The sequence below is a fragment of the Ochrobactrum sp. SFR4 genome (assembly GCF_019730395.1).
GTDB lineage: Bacteria > Pseudomonadota > Alphaproteobacteria > Rhizobiales > Rhizobiaceae > Pseudochrobactrum.
Genome location: NZ_JAAPBB010000007.1, coordinates 165,294 through 182,555 on the forward strand (window position 1 = coordinate 165,294; position 17,262 = coordinate 182,555).

Annotated in this window: 12 protein-coding genes, 1 other RNA gene and 3 pseudogenes; 5 read left to right on the plus strand and 11 right to left on the minus strand. The window is 51.4% G+C overall.

The genetic code is table 11. From position 1 onward, the window contains the following. Positions 1–78 precede the first annotated feature (78 nt). Both HBA93_RS11055 and HBA93_RS24150 read right to left on the minus strand, forming a co-directional pair. Positions 79–666 (minus strand): SCO family protein, encoded by a 588-nt coding sequence (locus tag HBA93_RS11055; RefSeq protein ID WP_022711382.1) that lies wholly within the window; start codon positions 664–666, stop codon positions 79–81. Positions 667–677: 11 nt separating this feature from the next. After that, on the minus strand, positions 678–806 hold the full coding sequence (locus tag HBA93_RS24150; RefSeq protein ID WP_286201871.1) for a hypothetical protein: 129 nt from the start codon (positions 804–806) through the stop codon (positions 678–680). Positions 807–965: 159 nt separating this feature from the next. On the opposite strand from HBA93_RS24150, the gene HBA93_RS11060 reads away from it, so the two are divergent. The 3 genes and pseudogenes from HBA93_RS11060 (at position 966) to HBA93_RS11070 (ending at position 3,748) form a co-directional block, all read left to right on the plus strand. Beyond that, positions 966–1,613: a DapH/DapD/GlmU-related protein gene (locus HBA93_RS11060; RefSeq protein WP_221723293.1), complete on the plus strand. Its 648-nt coding sequence runs from the start codon at positions 966–968 to the stop codon at positions 1,611–1,613. Positions 1,614–1,737: 124 nt separating this feature from the next. Beyond that, a pseudogene (locus HBA93_RS11065) lies at positions 1,738–2,169 on the plus strand (CreA family protein); the annotation flags it as partial. A gap of 214 nt (positions 2,170–2,383) precedes the next feature. Continuing rightward, complete coding sequence (locus tag HBA93_RS11070; protein ID WP_221723294.1) at positions 2,384–3,748, plus strand: Nramp family divalent metal transporter; 1,365 nt, start codon at positions 2,384–2,386, stop codon at positions 3,746–3,748. 92 nt (positions 3,749–3,840) lie between these two features. On the opposite strand, the gene HBA93_RS11075 is transcribed toward HBA93_RS11070, so the two are convergent. The 5 genes and pseudogenes from HBA93_RS11075 to HBA93_RS11090 form a co-directional block, all read right to left on the minus strand. Then, positions 3,841–5,217 carry a dicarboxylate/amino acid:cation symporter gene (locus tag HBA93_RS11075; protein WP_221723295.1) on the minus strand — a complete coding sequence of 459 codons (1,377 nt, stop codon included), beginning with the start codon at positions 5,215–5,217 and terminating at the stop codon, positions 3,841–3,843. A 211-nt stretch (positions 5,218–5,428) separates the two neighbouring features. After that, positions 5,429–5,815, minus strand: a complete 387-nt coding sequence (locus HBA93_RS11080) for an NUDIX domain-containing protein (RefSeq protein WP_221723296.1) — start codon at positions 5,813–5,815, stop codon at positions 5,429–5,431. Further along, a pseudogene (locus HBA93_RS24740) lies at positions 5,812–7,431 on the minus strand (3'-5' exonuclease); the annotation flags it as partial. The gene HBA93_RS11080 and the pseudogene HBA93_RS24740, both read right to left, overlap by 4 nt. Positions 7,432–7,572: 141 nt before the next feature. Continuing rightward, positions 7,573–8,424 (minus strand): annotated as a pseudogene (locus HBA93_RS24745) (ATP-dependent helicase); the annotation flags it as partial. Positions 8,425–8,541: 117 nt separating this feature from the next. After that, complete coding sequence (locus tag HBA93_RS11090; protein ID WP_221723298.1) at positions 8,542–9,618, minus strand: serine/threonine protein kinase; 1,077 nt, start codon at positions 9,616–9,618, stop codon at positions 8,542–8,544. Positions 9,619–9,952: 334 nt separating this feature from the next. Here HBA93_RS11090 and HBA93_RS11095 point away from each other — a divergent pair, with 334 nt between their 5' ends. Beyond that, positions 9,953–13,789 carry an AsmA family protein gene (locus HBA93_RS11095; protein WP_221723299.1) on the plus strand — a complete coding sequence of 1,279 codons (3,837 nt, stop codon included), beginning with the start codon at positions 9,953–9,955 and terminating at the stop codon, positions 13,787–13,789. Between the two features lie 29 nt (positions 13,790–13,818). On the opposite strand, the gene HBA93_RS11100 is transcribed toward HBA93_RS11095, so the two are convergent. The 3 genes from HBA93_RS11100 to HBA93_RS11110 form a co-directional block, all read right to left on the minus strand. Further along, a complete protein-coding gene (locus tag HBA93_RS11100) occupies positions 13,819–14,091 on the minus strand; it encodes a ribbon-helix-helix domain-containing protein (protein ID WP_221723300.1) in 273 nt (90 codons plus the stop codon). After that, positions 14,088–14,294: a DUF4169 family protein gene (locus tag HBA93_RS11105; protein WP_221723301.1), complete on the minus strand. Its 207-nt coding sequence runs from the start codon at positions 14,292–14,294 to the stop codon at positions 14,088–14,090. Before HBA93_RS11105 ends, HBA93_RS11100 begins: the two co-directional genes overlap by 4 nt. 73 nt (positions 14,295–14,367) lie before the next feature. Beyond that, on the minus strand, positions 14,368–14,964 hold the full coding sequence (locus tag HBA93_RS11110; protein WP_221723302.1) for an SspB family protein: 597 nt from the start codon (positions 14,962–14,964) through the stop codon (positions 14,368–14,370). Positions 14,965–15,436: 472 nt separating this feature from the next. Between HBA93_RS11110 and HBA93_RS11115 the strand changes: the two genes are divergently transcribed. Then, the gene (locus HBA93_RS11115) at positions 15,437–16,654 is read left to right on the plus strand and encodes a multidrug effflux MFS transporter (RefSeq protein WP_122092235.1); all 1,218 of its coding nucleotides are present in this window, start codon (positions 15,437–15,439) and stop codon (positions 16,652–16,654) included. A gap of 63 nt (positions 16,655–16,717) precedes the next feature. Here the strand turns inward: HBA93_RS11115 and ssrA are convergent. Continuing rightward, positions 16,718–17,080, minus strand: a transfer-messenger RNA (tmRNA) gene (gene ssrA, locus HBA93_RS11120). Positions 17,081–17,262: the final 182 nt, after the last annotated feature.

The window sequence follows — 17,262 nt, forward strand, 5'->3', positions numbered from 1 at the left end:
AATAGAGCAGTTTCCTTACTCAGGAAAACTGCTCTATCACGAAGCTTGGTCAGATGCGAATGCTATCCTCCGCTATAATCAGCCTGCTGCCAGACGTTTCAGCTTGGAAATTGCTGTTTCTGACGGTTCGCCATAGGCGATGGTTGAGCGCAGACGACCGTTCTTATCGAGAAGCAGGATAGATGCGGTGTGATCCATCGTGTAATTTTCGCCGTCTTCGTCAACTTTCTTGGCATAGATATTATAGGACTTCAGCATCGCAGCAATGTCCTTCGGGTCGCCGGTAATGCCTGTGATACGGTCGGAGACATTGGTGATGTATTTCTGAATATATTCCGGTGTGTCACGTTCAGGATCAACAGTGACCATATAACCGCGAATAGCTGCCCCTTCAGGGCCGAGCTCTTTCAGCCAGCTGTCGAGGTCGAAAAGGGTAGTCGGGCAGACAACCGGACAATGGGTGTAACCGAAAAACACGACTGAAGGATTACCGCGCAGAGACTGATCGGTGATCTCACTGCCATTCATAGAGACAAGTTTGAACGCGCCGCCATAAGGACTCTCTTCGCCGGAGGCCATTTGTTTGTCGCGATAGGCCTGAAAGCCGACAATGCCGATTGTGAAAGCAGCAACAAACAGCACCAGAACGGGAAGATATTTACGCATAAATCAGATCCTCAGAAGCACCATGAAATACCATCCATGAGCATGGTCATGAATATGGTGTCGCTGTAATTCATCCAGCCTGCAAACAAAGCACCAGCGACCAGAGCGGTGATTAATACCACGCCGCTAATCCAAAGCAATTTTCTGCTCTCGTGCCCGTTGGCCTGTCTATCAGCTGTCGTCATAATAATGTTATAGCTGGCTTGCTGCAGTTTGGCAAAGGCTGTGTGTGTGATTTTCCCATCTTTTATGAAATTTCAGAAAATTTTGAAATTGAACTTATGCAGGAATAAAACGTGATGAGTGAGGATGTTTTGCAGTTTTCGCGTGATGTGCAGCCGAAAATTCATCCGAGCGCGCAGCTGAAATCCGTTAAACTCGGACAATATACCGAAATCGCTGAACGGGTGATCCTGCGTGATGTGCAGATTGGTAATTTCACCTATCTGGAGCGCAGCGGCGAGGGTATTTATGCCGAGATCGGGCATTTCTGCTCCATTGCTTCCAATGTGCGGATCAATGCGCTGGAACATCCGATGCAGCGCCTGACTATGCATAAAATGACCTACCGGCCGAATGAATATTTCCGCAATATCGGCGTGGATATGGATTATCGTGCGCATCGTTCTTCCCGACGGGTAACGATCGGCAATGATGTCTGGATTGGCCATGGTGCGGTGATTTTGCCCGGTGTGAGCATCGGCACCGGTGCCGTAATCGGCGCAAATGCAGTGGTTTCTAAATATGTGCCGCCCTATATGATTGTTGCCGGTGTGCCAGCAAAAATTCTGCGGCCGCGTTTTGATGAAAAGACGGTTGAGCGCCTGCTGCAGAGTGCATGGTGGGACTGGCCGGTGGAGCTGATTTATAAAGCGCTGCCGGATATTCAGACCATGGAGATTAATGCTTTTCTCGATAAGTGGCTGCCTTTGGCGGAGGATGTGTAAGGTCACTCCACAATTGCCATGGATGATTCAAACCTGAATGCAGGAGATGTTTATGAAACAATTTCTGACCGTTACAGCTCTGGGCGCAATGCTGGCCTTGTCTCCTTTGACAAGCGTAAACATGGCGCAGGCGGAGGAAATCGGTAAGGTTGGTGTGGACTGGCTCGGCAATGATATTGTGATTGATGCGGTCAGTGATCCGAAAGTGCAGGGTGTGACCTGCCATCTTGCATCCTTCTCGCGCGGTATGATTGACCGGCTGCAGAAGGGGAACTGGTTTGAAGATCCGTCCAATGCGTCGATTTCCTGTGAGCAGACAGGGCCGATTACCATCGGAGATATTAAACTAGGTAAGGGCGGCGAGCGGGTATTTTCCGAGCGCACCAGCCTGATCTGGAAGAAGCTGGTGATTACCCGTATTTACGATCAGACCAATAATACGCTGATTTATCTGGCGCATGCCTCGCAGGTGCAGGATGGTTCTGCCAAAACATCACTTTCAACTGTGCCACTCTATCGCGGGGATGTGATGTGGGAAAAAGGTAAGCCGCAATAAATTATTTATAAGAAAATGCCGGTTCTGAAGTGTAATTTTTAAGTGTTAGAGCGACCTTTGTGCGCCCAAGAGGGCGCACGGCGCTCTAACCTGCATTTTTTTATGCCTGTATTTCCCTGTCACGATACGACGAATTGTTTTTTCTTGACGACAGGAAAATTCAGGCATTTAGTTGCAAATGAGTTTCATTATCATTTGTAGCAAAGATTTTTTCATGAAGAAAACTGAATTTCCACTGGCAGAGGGTGCTGATAATTTGAGCGCCTGGCGTCAGGAACCGGCAGCGAAATCACTGGCTGAGGTGAACGGTACAATTGCAGTTCCGCGCCATGGTAGCCGCTGGAGAAAATTGATGGCCTTTACAGGGCCGGGCTATCTGGTGGCGGTCGGCTATATGGACCCCGGTAACTGGGCCACATCTATCGCCGGTGGTTCAAAATTTGGCTATACGCTGTTGGTTGTAGCTCTGATCTCTAACATTATGGCGATCCTGCTCCAATCACTCTGTACCCGTCTGGCAGTGGCAACGGGACGGGATCTGGCACAAGCGTGCCGCGATGCTTACTCACCGGCAATGGCGTGGTTTTTGTGGATCGGCGCGGAGATTGCGATCTGCGCGACCGATCTTGCCGAGGTGATCGGTACGGCGATTGCCCTGAATTTGCTGTTTGGTATGCCGCTGGAGCTGGGTGTGCTGCTCACGGCTCTGGACGTCTTTGTTGTTCTCTATATGCAAAGCAAAGGTTTCCGCTGGATCGAAGCCTATGTGCTGGTTTTGCTTTGTATTATTGCCCTGTGTTTTCTGGTGCAGATTGCACTGGCTGATCCCGATTGGGGGGCTGTGATCCGTGGCTTTGCACCGACAACAGAAATCGTGACCAATCCGGAAATGCTCTATTTGTCGCTGGGGATTATCGGGGCAACGGTAATGCCGCATAATCTGTATTTGCATTCCGGCATTGTACAAACGCGTAAATATGGCAGTAATTTAGAGGAAAAGCGCGAAGCGATTTCTTATTCCACATGGGATTCAACCATCGCACTGATGCTGGCACTGGCGGTTAATGCGTCTATTCTTATTCTGGCAGCTGCAACCTTTCACAAGGTTGGCCGTACCGATGTGGTGGAGATTGAGCAGGCTGAAGCGCTGATCGCCCCCTTGCTCGGCAGCACGCTCGCACCAATTCTGTTTGGTGTGGCCTTGCTCTGTGCGGGGCTGAACTCAACAGTCACCGCGACGCTGGCCGGTCAGATCGTGATGGAAGGCTTTATCAATTTTCGTATCCGCCCGTGGGTCAGACGGATGATTACCCGCGGACTGGCGATTATACCGGCGATTATTGTGACGATGATTTACGGGAATAAAGGAACAGCCAATTTGCTGATCCTCAGTCAGGTGGTACTGAGTTTGCAACTGCCATTCGCTATTGTGCCGCTGATTATGTTTACAGCGGATCGTAAAAAGATGGGCGCTTTGCGGTCACCTCTGTGGCTGACAACCAGTGCATGGCTGGTGGCACTGAGTGTAATCGTGCTGAACCTGAAGCTGATTTATGATGTGATCACCGGAGCGGCCTGACAGGGATAATAAAAAAGCCGGAGTTTCCTCCGGCTTTTTGTTTTTACGCGTATCTTAATCCTAAAACCGTTTCACACTTTTCGGGATAGGCTCTAAGCAGCAACGCCTTGCGCTGTCAGATGTGACGGATCGATATCATCGATGTTCTTTTCGCTGTTATAGACAGCTTCATCAAGAATACCTTCGCGCTTGGCAACAACGGCCGGTACGAGTGCCTGACCGGCAACGTTAACAGCTGTACGTCCCATATCAAGGATAGGGTCAATCGCCAGCAACAGGCCGACACCTTCCAGCGGCAGGCCGAGGGTGGAGAGTGTGAGGGTGAGCATCACCACCGCACCAGTGAGACCGGCTGTTGCAGCTGAGCCAAGCACGGAGACAAAAGCGATCAGCACATATTCCTGAAGGCCGAGCGGCAGGCCGAAATACTGGGCGATGAAGATCGCCGAGATCGCCGGATAGATTGCAGCACAGCCATCCATTTTAGTGGTGGCACCAAGCGGTACAGCAAAAGCTGCATATTCACGCGGCACGCCCAGATTACGCTCGGTCACGGCTTCAGTTACCGGCAGTGTGCCAACAGAAGAGCGGGATACGAAAGCCAGCTGGATTGCAGGCCATGCACCCGCAAAGAAACGGGATGGTTTCAGGCCGTGGAAGATCAGGATTGCCGGATAGACCACGAACAGTACGATTGCCAGACCAATATAGACGGCTGCGGCATACCAGCTGAGCTGAACCAGTGTTTCCCAGCCATATTGGGCAACAGCACGGCCAAGCAGGCCGATCGTGCCCAGCGGGGTGAGGCGGATAACCCACCACAGGATTTTACGTACCACAACGAGCAAAGACTGGTTGAAGGCGAGGAAAGGCTTGGCAGCATCACCGGCTTTCAGAGCTGCGACACCGAATGTAATGGCGATGACGAGGATTTGCAGCACATTGAAGTTCAGCGAAGTGGTGGCAGCATCTTTGCCAAGTTTGGTGCTGGCTTCGAGGCCGAGCATATTGGCAGGCACCAGTCCTTTAAGGAAGTCGAGCCATGAGCCGGAAGAGGCTGGCGCTTTGGCAGCCTCTGCGGCAACACCGGAGCCGATACCCGGCTGAATAATCAGACCCAGCGCAATACCGATCAGCACAGCAATAAAGGATGTGATGGCAAACCACAGCAGGGTCTGCCAGACCAGTTTAGCGGCATTGTTAAGCGCAGCCAGATTGGCGATAGAAGCCACAATCGCAGTGAAAACCAGCGGTGGCACAAGTGCACGCAGCATTTGCACAAAGATCGAGCCGATTGTCTGCAGGGTGACAGACAGCCAGTTGGCATTGCCGTTGATATCAGGCCCCATATTACGGGCAACGAGACCGAGCAGCAGACCGATAACCATTGCGGTCAATACCTGAAAACCAAAATTCAGATAGAGCGGTTTGGCCTGCGCAGAAGATTTTTTCACATGAGCGTCGGACATAAATTTTTCTTTCAAAACAAGTGAAGCGAAGGGGCAAATCTGCTCCTTCGCTCTTTGGATCGAAATTTAACGGAGATTTATGGCGCGGTTAAGCAATGCTATGCTGCGTTAATCTGCTGTCAGATGATGTTATGCTCTCATACAGATCAATGTTAGAATATTATTTCTGCGTTGTCGGTAAACGGAATTTTTATCCCGCAATGAGACTCTGTCATATGAGACGGGAAAGGTGTTCAAAAGTCGTCCGATATTCAGGGAGTGCAAGGTCGGGCAGAGTCATCGCCTGAACCGGATCAAACCAACGCATTTCTGAATGTTCGTCATCTAATAATTGCAGTTCGCCTGACCAGCTGTTGCAGGCATAAACGGTCATTGTGATCTGAGCGGTTTCAAACTGGTGCACAAATTGCAGATCAGAAATCTGTATACTCAGTTCTTCTCGCAATTCACGGATCGCAGCTTGCGCCGGACTTTCATACACCTCTAAGTGACCGCCGAACAATGCCCAACAATTAGCATAGACCCGGCGGTGTGGTGATCGTTTGCCTAACAGGATCCGGCCATCGCGATACAGCGCTACATTGCTGATACGCCTCATACCGGCTTTACAAAACTGTCGATGACGCGTTTTTGTCCGGCATGGTCAAAATCAATGGTCAGTTTGTTGCCGTCGATGGATGCTACATTGCCATTGCCGAATTTCATATGGAAAACACGATCGCCGACCTTAAAGGCCGACGGCGTCGAGGAAACGGATTTTGCCACCAGCTCGCCGTCAATGACCTTGCCTTTGACCGAACCGCGACCGGCACCGAAGCCGGAATCTGTTTCGCCATAGCCGATGCGCTCAACATTGGTACCGGAGCGCGAACCCCAATTATTACGCGTGGCATCGGAGCGGTTTTGCTGCGCCCGCTGCCAGCCCGGTGTGGAATAGGAATTGGCAAACGGATCACCGCGTCCCACGGCATCAAAGCGCGACTGGCCATAGCCGCCGCCATAGGAACTGTCGGATTCTGCAATATCCACATGCTCTTCCGGCAATTCTTCCAGAAAGCGGGACGGGATCGTGGTCTGCCACATGCCGTGAATACGACGGTTGGACACAAACCAGATATGCAGGTTTTTCTTGGCGCGTGTCAGACCGACATAAGCCAGACGACGCTCTTCTTCCAACCCTGAACGGCCACCTTCATCCAGTGCACGCTGATGCGGGAACAGGCCTTCTTCCCAACCGGGCAGAAATACAGTTTTAAATTCCAGACCTTTGGCCGAGTGCAGCGTCATAATATTGACGGCATCCATGCCTTCGTTCTGTTCCGTATCCATCACCAGTGCCACATGTTCGAGAAAACCGCGAAGGCTTTCATATTCTTCCATGGAGCGGATGAGTTCTTTGAGGTTTTCCAGACGTCCCGGTGCTTCGGCAGAGCGGTCATTCTGCCACATCGCCGTATAGCCGGATTCATCGAGAATGATTTCTGCCAGTTCCGTGTGAGACTTGTTGTCAATTAGCCCCTGCCAGCGCCGGAAATTCTCGACCGCTTCACGCAGTGCCGAGCGGGCTTTGGGTTTCAGTTCTTCCGTGGCAATCAGATCTTCTGCCGCCTGCAGCATCGGCATATTTTTTGCGCGGGCATAATCATGCACCAAGCGCAGGCTGGCTTCACCAAGACCGCGCTTAGGTGTGTTGACGATGCGCTCAAAGGCCAGATCATCGGCAGGCTGTGCTACGACGCGGAAATAAGCCATCGCATCGCGGATTTCCTGACGCTCATAGAAACGCGGGCCGCCGATAACGCGGTAATTCAGGCCGAGTGTTACGAAACGGTCTTCAAACTCACGCATCTGGAACGAGGCACGTACCAGAATAGCCATATCATTAAGCAGATGACCGTGACGCTGCGCCTGTTCGATTTCTTCGCCGACCGCACGGGCTTCTTCTTCCGAATCCCAAGCCGCATGCACATGCACTTTCTGATCTTCCGGATCAGCAGCCTGTGCCTGCAAGGTTTTGCCTAGGCGGCCTTCATTATGGGCAATCAGATAGGATGCTGCGCCCAGAATATGCGGTGTGGAGCGGTAATTGCGCTCAAGACGAATAATTGTTGCACCCGGAAAATCCTTGTCAAAGCGCAGAATATTATCCACTTCCGCCCCGCGCCAGCCATAGATCGACTGATCGTCATCGCCTACACAACACAGATTGACCTGCTGCGCAGGTCTGTCTGTGTTGATTTTTTTTGTGCTCACGCTGTCGCCGCTATCGCGGCTGCGCTCCGCAGGGGCGGCTGAAAAGTCATCATTGCCTGAATTGGGCGACCAGTCGGTCGTGTTGGGTGTGTTATCTTGAGGTGTTGTAAATTTAGGGCGCTGCGCCAGCAGTCTCAGCCACATATATTGTGCGGTGTTGGTATCCTGATACTCATCCACCAGAATATAACGGAATTTCGTGTGATACTCGCGCAGGATGTCCGGATGTTTGCGGAAAATCCGGATCGGATGCAGCAGAAGATCACCAAAATCACAGGCATTCAGCGTTTTCAGCCGTTCCTGATAGGCATAATAAAGCTCACGTCCCTTGCCATTGGCGAAGGCACGGGCATCCCCCTCAGAAATTTCAGACGGGCCGTAACCTTTGTTCTTCCAGCCGTCGATCATCATCGAGAAGGAGCGCGGGGTCCAGCGCTTGTCATCAAGCCCTTCAGCCTGAATAAGCTGCTTGAGCAGGCGGATCACATCGTCCGTATCAAGAATGGTAAAGTCAGAACGCAAGCCGGCCAGTTCTGCGTGACGGCGTAGCATTTTAACGCCGATGGAATGGAATGTGCCGAGCCATGGCATGCCTTCAACCGCACCGCCAAGAAGATGGCCGATACGCTCTTTCATCTCGCGTGCGGCTTTATTGGTAAAGGTCACTGCGAGAATCTGGCTCGGATAGGCCATACCCTGCTGAATAATATGTGCAATACGGGTGGTCAGAACACGGGTTTTACCGGTGCCGGCACCGGCCAGAACCAGAACGGCCCCTTCAGTCGTTTCAACCGCCTGCCGCTGCTCAGGATTCAGTCCTTGCAGATAGGGCGGTTCGCCACGTTGCTGGTTGCGCGCCTGCATAGCCCGCGCAGCAATACCAGATTGCGGTTTAGGTGTAGCCGGTACATCCGGCTCCCCGAAGAAGGGAATATCGTCTGGAAAGTCTGACATAGTTCCGAATGTAATGATTCTTAAGCGAAACGCCATAGACCAGAACAAATAAAGTACCTGCAGAGCTTGCAGGCACTTCATTCGTTGCGTTTTTAAAGTTTTGCAGGCTGGAAAATGCTATTCCATCTGCGTGATACGGCGATCCGTGAAGTTAAGACGATGCGCGGCAAGCGCTTCTACCAACGGGCGCATATCCGGCTCACGCAGCAGAAGATCGTCCAGTTCTGTCATCTGGTTCATAGCAACAAGGCGCAGGATATCTTCCCGCACAGTACCGTCCTCACGACGCGGTAAATGTGCAGCTGGTTGGATCAGTTCGACTTTATAACCTTTAAGGCGTGTACGCAGTGACTTTTCGTCCGCATTGAGTGTTTCAACAAAAGCATAAATCCCCACACCTTTTGCAGGCAGGGAATAGAGGCTCAGAGACACATCTTTCACGCGCGGGTCGGATTTCAGCGCCGCAATAATTGCCGGACCTTCATTATCAATACGGTCGCCGGTGCCTTCACCATCAGACCAGTTGAAAATGCCGCGGGTAACAAAATTATAGGCTTTTTTGCCTGTCGCCAGCCAGATACGCGACGGCAGAGAACGACGTGCCAGAATGCGTTTTTCAGTCGGGGTCATCAGATCAGGTGCAAAATTGCGCTTCTGCTTGATGAGGTGACGGAAATCCTCATAAGCCATCAGACGGTAATAGGCGCCACGACGGCGATGCACGGAAGCCAGCTGAAAGTCGATCACAGCGGCTTCGCCTTCCGGCGTCATCAGCCAGTTTTGCGGCTTTTGCAGATCATTATGAGTAACGCCCATGCGGCGCATATCACGCAGAATACGATGTGCAGACAAATACCATTCGCGATGGGACGGACGTGCCAGATGCAGCGGCGTGCCGTCTGTCCATGTGCGGAACAATCCGTGTTTGTCTGTTGCAAGAAGCTGAGGTGTGCCTTTGATGCCGCGCACTTTTTTGAGGCCGCGGATTTCTCGACGCGCCAGCCACCATGCCAGCGGGCTGGACCACCACGGGGCTGCGCTGACAACACGGCGGATGATACGGGTTTCCGGCTCGCCGACAAAATAGCCTGCACGGGTTTCCGAGAAAATATCCCGCTTGAAAACGGCTGTCTCATAGAAATCAGGAATGGTTTCCATAAGTTGGGAATTGGTCTCGGACGTTGAATAATTCATGATAATGTCACAGATATAAAGTCAATTCGGGTGTGAAGCGTAAGCGGCCGAAGATATGAAAACAAAATGATATTGGCTGTCATGTGACAGCTGTAGCGGTTAGATACCAGAGGATCAAGCCGTGTCCGTATCTTTGGGCACGAGTTTACGGCTCTATTCAGGTGCATACAGCCTTTGTCATAGTGAAATTACCTTGTTGTCGCAGGCTGCGAGCCGCTATGGTGCGCGCTGAAATGTGATTCATAAATGACAATGACTGCAAAACAGTTTTGTTGGTAAATGGCTGCAAAGCAGCTTTGTTAATAGATGGCTGCAAAGCAGCCGGAGTGAGACTTTGGGGCGTTTGTTCGTTGCTATCGGTGGTTTGCTGGTACTGGTGCTGACTTTGGCGCTGGTCGTACCGCCTTTTATCGACTGGACAGGCTATCGCGACCGTTTCGAACTGGAAGCCAGCCGGATTTTAGGCCGGCCGGTGCATGTGAACGGGACAGCCAAAGCACGGCTTTTTCCGTTTCCGTCCGTTACTTTTTCCGATGTGCGTGTTGAAGGGAAAAACGGTCAGAGTGCCCTGACCATGGATCAGTTTTCCATGGATGCGGAATTAATGCCCTTCTTGCGTGGTGAAATTCTGATCTTTGATATGCGGATGGAAAAACCGCATCTTTTTGCAGGGCTGGATAAGCAGGGACATCTCAACTGGGTTTTACCGGAAAACAATGACCTGACGGGTTCCAGAATAAAACTGGAAAAGCTGACTTTGCGGGACGGGAAAATTACGCTGCAAGACGAAATGCGCGGGCGCCGTCAGGAGTTGCAATCCATCAATGCCACCTTGTCCGCGGACAGTTTGATGGGGCCGTGGCGTATCAACGGCACGCTGCAGGCCGACGGGCAGGTTTTCAATGTTGATATCAATACTGCTGAGAAAAAGCCGGATAATCCGCTGCGTTTGCGCATCGGTCTGCGTCCTGCTGATCTGCCGCTGACACTTGGCGCTGAAGGTGATGTCAGTGTTACAGAGGGCAAACCTGTTTATAAAGGACAATTTTCTTTTCTTACCCTGAGTGATGATGAGCAGAAAAAGCAGGGTGTTACCCCAGCTGTTACCTTTGACAAGCTGCGGCTGACCGGAAAATTCGAGGCACAAAACAGCGGCTTCAATATTGAAGAATTCCGGATGGAGCAGGGCGATGCCGATGCTCCTTATGTGATTAACGGTAAAGCGCAGCTTGATCTGGCTGATAACTCGCATTTCATGATTAGTGCGGATGGCCAGCAGGTTTATCTTGACGGGATGAAACCGGATATCAGCCTCAAAGATGAGGCAGTTGCACCGGCACAACCGGTTATGTCCTTCCGGCAGAAAATCGATTTTTTACAGACATTGCTGGAGCGTATTCCGGTGCCGGATATTCCGGGCAATATTGATCTGCGCCTGCCAGCTATTGTCGCAAGCGGCACAACCATCCGTTCTGTGATTATCCGTGCTGAGCCGGACAAGGATTCTTGGAATATCAGTCAGTTACAGGCGGATCTTCCGGGGCGTACCCAGATTGAGGCCAAAGGTAAATTACAGCTCGGGGCAAATTTCGGTTTTGACGGCAGCTTCCTGCTGGCTTCGCGCCAGCCTGCCGGATTTGCATCATGGTTATCCGGCGATAGCGGCAAAGCGCTGACGGGGCAGGTTCCTGCTGCCGGATTTTCCGGCAAGATTAATCTGAATAATGATGTCCAGCGTGTCGATGATCTGGAAATTGTGCTGGGTGAGACCGTTCTTCAGGGCAGTTTTGAGCGTAACGGCGGGGAAAACCGCGCGGCATCTTCGGTTCTGAATATTCAAGGTAAGGCTCTGGATGCGGGTACAATGCAGCTGCTGAGCGGAATGTTCCTGCGTGAAGGTGACCTGTCGGCACTTGCCGGTGAAAATCTGACCGTCAATCTCAAGGCAGGCCCAGTTAAATTTGCAGGACTGGAAGCGGAGCAGCTGGATACCGCATTTCGTCTGAGCAATGGCAAGCTGGATTTTGACAAGCTGCTGGTCAGTGGTCTGGAAGGCGCAACCGTTTCGGCAACCGGATCATTGCGGCCGTTTGATAATTCGGTCAATGCGTCTCTCGATGCGACAATTCTGGCTGATGATCTCAGTTCCGTATTACGGCAGCTCGATGCAGCTTTCCCGCGTGAGCCTCTTATTTCTGCACTATCAGCCAGAGCCAATGCTTATCCGGATTTGTTCGCCGGCACCAAACTCGACCTGCTTGTGAATGCAGTTAACCTGTTCGGTGACGGGGCGGGTGAACAAAAAACTGATGTTACCGGAACAGAGAAAACGGAAGCACAAGACACCAAAGCGCGGGGCAGCCGCGTCAAAGCGGGAAGCAATCCGGCAGATGGTACAAAATCCGATATTGCCGAGTTTTCTTTCAGTCTGAATGGTCAGAGCGGTGCGCTGATCCTGTCTGTTGCCGGATCATCAAAAGGGACATTGGCCGGTTCCGAGCCGATGCAATTATCGCTGACGGCCAATGCCAAAGCCGCTTCCGGCGAGGCCGCCTTGGCGCTGCTCGGCCTGCCTGTTGTGCCGCTGGGTCTGATGGGAGAGGCGGAGATTAATCTGCAGGCGCAGGGTGCGCCGGTTGCGGGAATGAAAACCGCGCTGGAAATCAGCGGTGATGATGGTAATGCCCGTCTTGATGGTGTGATTACACTGACCGGCGATGAACTGACGGCCAGCGGCAAAGCCGTGCTGAAAAGTGATGATCTGGAGCCGTTTCTGGCCACTGCCGGTTATGCCCTGCCATTTGGCCGTGGTTTTGGCTCAGGTTTGCCGGTGGATATTGTCAGTGATTTCCAGTTTGGGAAAAATATTGTCCGGCTGCCGAATTTGCAGGGCAAGCTGGATAATGAGACTGTCAGTGCCAGACTGGACGGCTCGCTCAGCGAGCAGTCGGTTGCGCAATTGCGTGGCGAGATAAAGCTGGAGCGTTTTGATCTGGCTGCATTATTTGCGGCAATGAGCGGCCTGTCCGTTGCTGATATCACTGGTGCTGACGGACGGAGCTGGTCTGAGACGAGCTTTGGCAACAGAACCAATCTTCCGCTGGGGATGGATCTGAAAGTGAGCGCTGCACAGGCCGCACTGACTGATGCAACAACATTCAATGATTTCTCCGCCCGTGTTATCAAAAATGACCAGCAATTACAGATCAGTGAAATTGGCGGAGAGTGGGCCAAGGGTAAATTATCCGGCAAGCTGGAGTTGAACAACGCCAACGGGACTTTGCTCGCTAACGGAGATTTGCGTCTTTCCGGCGGGGATATGCAGGTGCTTTATCAGCCGGAAAATATGCAGGCGCCATTGAGTGGTACAAGTGATATCAAGCTCGGCTTTACGGGCAGCGGCAAGTCGATGGCTGATCTGGTGCATTCTCTGGCCGGTGAGGGGACAGTGACTGTTGAAAAGCCTGTCATTGCAGGCTTTAATCTTACTGCCTTACCGGATCTGTTGCGACGCTCTGATGAATTGTCTGATACTGCTCTTTCTCAGGTTGAGCCAAAACAGGCTGAGGCAGAACGCAGTCAGTTATCGAAAAACCTGACGCAGGACGGACAGATAAACACTGCCCAGATACAGACTTCTTTGTCTCTTGCCGGAGGAGTTATTCGTGCGCCGTCTGTTAAGGCAGAGAATGAAAGAGCCATTGTGCAGGCGGATTTGCAGTTTGATCTGAACCGTTTTCTCTGGGGTGGCAGCGGGCGGCTGGATCTGGTGCTGCCGTCGCATGAGCGGAATGATGTGACCCCGCAATTGCAGTTCACTGTTTCCGGCGGATGGCAGCAGCCACAATTGCAGTTTGATTATCAGCCAATGGTGCAGTTTCTGACCCAGCGCGGCTTGTTGCGGGAGCAACAACGGGTAGAGGCGGCACAGGCTTTGATTATTGAAAAGCAGCGCCTGAAGCGCGAAGCTGATTATTATACTGCGAAGGCTGAAGCCCGCAAACGCGAGCGTGTTGAAGCTGAAGAGGCTTTGCGCAGACGCGCAGAAGAAGCCGCAGGGGCAGGAACAGCGCTTCCGCAGGAAATACCGCGGCAGCAAAATACCGCGCCTGATTTCAAGCCAAGCCTTGATGAGTTTCTGCAAACTCTGCCTGAAACACAGTTACAGTAAAATTATCGCTTGATTGGGTTTTAGAGCTATTAAGGTGCTTTAATGCTCAGCAGCCAGTCCAGTGCATAGAGGCGCAGGCTGGAAGACAGGTTGCTGTTACGATCGCGTTCATCATCAATCATGGCAATGAGTGAGGCCAGAGACTGGCCGTTTTGCGCGGCGATCTGTACGATGATGTCATAAAACGCATCTTCCAGCGAAAAGCTGGTGGCGTGGCCGTGCAGTGTGATCGAGTGTTTGCGCAGCCGTGCTTTGCTGCGTGCTACGGTGCTTAGCGGCTGGCGGGCGGTTTTATCGCTCATTCTGTTTCATCAGCTGAGGCAGGGCCGCGTGGTTCCAGCCTGTTCCGGTCAAGAAACCGGACTTGCTTCTCATTTTGATTTTTATCGAAAGATTTTTCCGCTTTGGTGCGACCGAACAGGATGCGATTGGTGTTCGCTTCAACTTCTTTCGTCGCGCGGGCTTTGCGCTTTTTGAACTGTTTGAGATTGATAATGTCACTCATGACTATGCCCTCTCAAAATAGAATCTTTTCATAAATATATTCCGGCCGCTGCCGGCCGGAATATTGCATCTGTTTATTTTTTGCGGAAAGCATCCAGCGATACGACATCGGCAGAAGGCTTCGGAGCCTCTTCTTTATCCGTAGTTTCGCTGCTGTCTTCCTTGGCCGTTGTCTTGCTGCGGTCAGCTTTTTTGGCTGGCTTTTTAGCAGGCTTGGCCGGTGCTTCAGTTTCATCTTCATTCGCATCATCCTGCAGACGCAGTTCTGATACGATCTCCAGATTTTCCGTGTCATTGTCGCCGGTCGGCAGCGCAACAGACACATCAAATTCCAGTTCGAAATTCACCGACGGATCATAGAAGCCACGGATTGCGGAGAACGGGATGACCAGTTTTTCGGCGATTTCACCAAAAGAGAGACCGACTTCAAAAAGCTGATCGGTAACGACCAGATCCCAATACTGGTGTTGCATAACAATTGTCATCTGCTCAGGGTATTTTTCCTTAAGACGAGATGAAATGCGAACGCCCGGTGCTTCAGTCAGAAAGGTGATGAAGAAGTGGTGATTGCCGGGCAGACCGGCCTTATTCACTTCCATAAGCACTTTGCGGATAACGCCGCGCAGCGCATCCTGAGCAAGAATATCGTAACGGATAAGATCCTGAACCATTAAATCCTTATCCCGCGGATTCGAGGAGTGTTGTCATATATGTTGTCTAAGTCAGCATTGCCGTATGATCAATTGATAATCAAGGATCAGGACATTTCCGTTGAAATGAAATGTTCCGGTCATTCTGGCCGAGACAATATAATCTGATGGATTGATACAGCAGCTTTTATCGTTTGTGCGAGAAAAATGCTGCAACCCTGTCTCATTTATCAATATACCGCTGTAATGAAAGGTGAAAGAACTTTCTCAAATAATTACCGTTCAGATCCATGCGCTACAAGATATATCGCCTGAAATTGACGGTTGACCATTTTCTGCTTCACTTCTATTTTTGCGCTCCCGTCAGTCCGGATGATGTGACAAATCCGAATGCGATGACAAGCGGCTGATTTATCTCGTGGATAATGATCTCTGCGCAAAGGCGGAGAAATAATTTGTCGTCATTTTTATTGCGCTTCTGAAAGTTAAACGCATGTCCGCTCGTTTGTACCGCACTGCACTTGTGCTCGGTTTTATCTCGGCTATCGGGCCGTTCGCTATTGATATGTATTTGCCGGCATTGCCGACAATTGCCAAAGATTTACACGCCAATGATGCCGCTGTGCAGATGAGCCTGATGGTGTTTTTTCTGGCAACAGCTTTGATGCAGATGTTTTGCGGGCCGTTTTCGGATATTTACGGCCGTAAACTGCCGCTTTATCTGGGGCTTGCGCTCTTTGCTGCGGGCAGTATCGGTTCCGCTATGGCGACCAATATTGAGATGCTGATCTTCTTCCGCTTCATACAAGGTGTCGGCGCCAGCGCAGGTATGGTTGTACCGCGCGCGATTGTTCGCGATCTTTATACCGGTGTGGATGCGGCGCGGCTGATGTCTATGCTGATGCTGGTTTTCTCGATTTCGCCAATTCTGGCACCGTTAACCGGCAGTTTCATTATTGAGGATTTTGGCTGGCGCGGCGTGTTCTGGGCTGTTCTGCTGGCGGCTATTCTCGGTCTTGCGCTGGTCTTTTTCGCGCAGGAAGAAACACGTCCGGTTGAACAGCGCATTTCAGGCGGGGTAGGGCGTGCATTGCGGGGCTATGCTTTTCTGATCCGCGACAGCAAATTTATCGGCCTGACCTGTATCGGCGGCTTCTGCATGGCCGCATTCTTTGTCTATATCGCGAATTCATCCTTCATCTTCATTGAAAAATATGGCCTGACCCCGCGTGAATATTCGCTGGTGTTTTCGCTCAATGCGATTTCGTTTTTCGGTGTGTCGCAGCTCAATGGCATGCTGGCGAGCCGTTACGGGCTGGGCAAAGTCGTTTCCTATGCCGTAACAGGCTATCTGGTGACGATGGTTATCATGGTTCTTGCAGCCATATTCCTTACACAGAGCTTGTGGATGATTATGACTTTCCTGTTTATCGGCAATGGTTTTCTCGGGCTGGTATTGCCGGGCACCAGCGTGCTGGCTTTGGATGATCATGGCGAGATTGCCGGAACGGCTGCAGCTTTGCTCGGTACTTTGCAATTGCTGGTCGCAGCGGCTGCTATGGGGCTCAGCTCATTCATAATGACAGGGAATGTTCTGCCGATGCTGGTCGCCATTGCGCTGTGCGGTTTTTCCGGCTGGGTGCTGACCTATCTGACCATCATGCGGCACGGGCTTAAAAAGCCGTCATCGCATGTGACAGAAATTCACTGAGTTACAGAAAATAAGGCATCGGAAATTCCGGTGCCTTTTTCATATCATCTTTTAAAGGGGAGAAGTGAAGGCTTCTGTTGCCAGGTGCCTCCGAACCCCGCACAGACCTGCGACGGCCTGCGACTTTAAGTGAAGCTATCGCACCGCATTAAGCAGCGAGACGTGCTTCCGCATAGTTGTCGTTTGCAACTACTAAGATAGCCCGATAACGGTGGTACAATGCCGAGTGAAAGATCAACCTTTACGCCCTTGTCGATCCTGTTTCGCCCCCGCCACAATACAACCGTTTCCAATTAAGCTGTATTCTGGTGGAGGCGCCGGGTACCGCCCCCGGGTCCAATAGGTTTATTACGCAGTCCATTTATCACCATAGCCGGTCAAGCCGACAAGGTTTATATAGGTGGCTTCCGTGCGCTTGAAAAGAGGGGAAAGGGCTTTCCTTATCTTTCAACTGTGAAAAATATAAAACTTTGGCGGATTTTGTCCGGTAATCATTTATCAAAAAAGACTGAAATAACAGTTTGGTGTGTTTTCTGGAAGAATAGAGGTTGTACGGCATTGACAGCTTTTGTCTGCTGGTCAATCTTTCCATAATACAGAGGTAAATA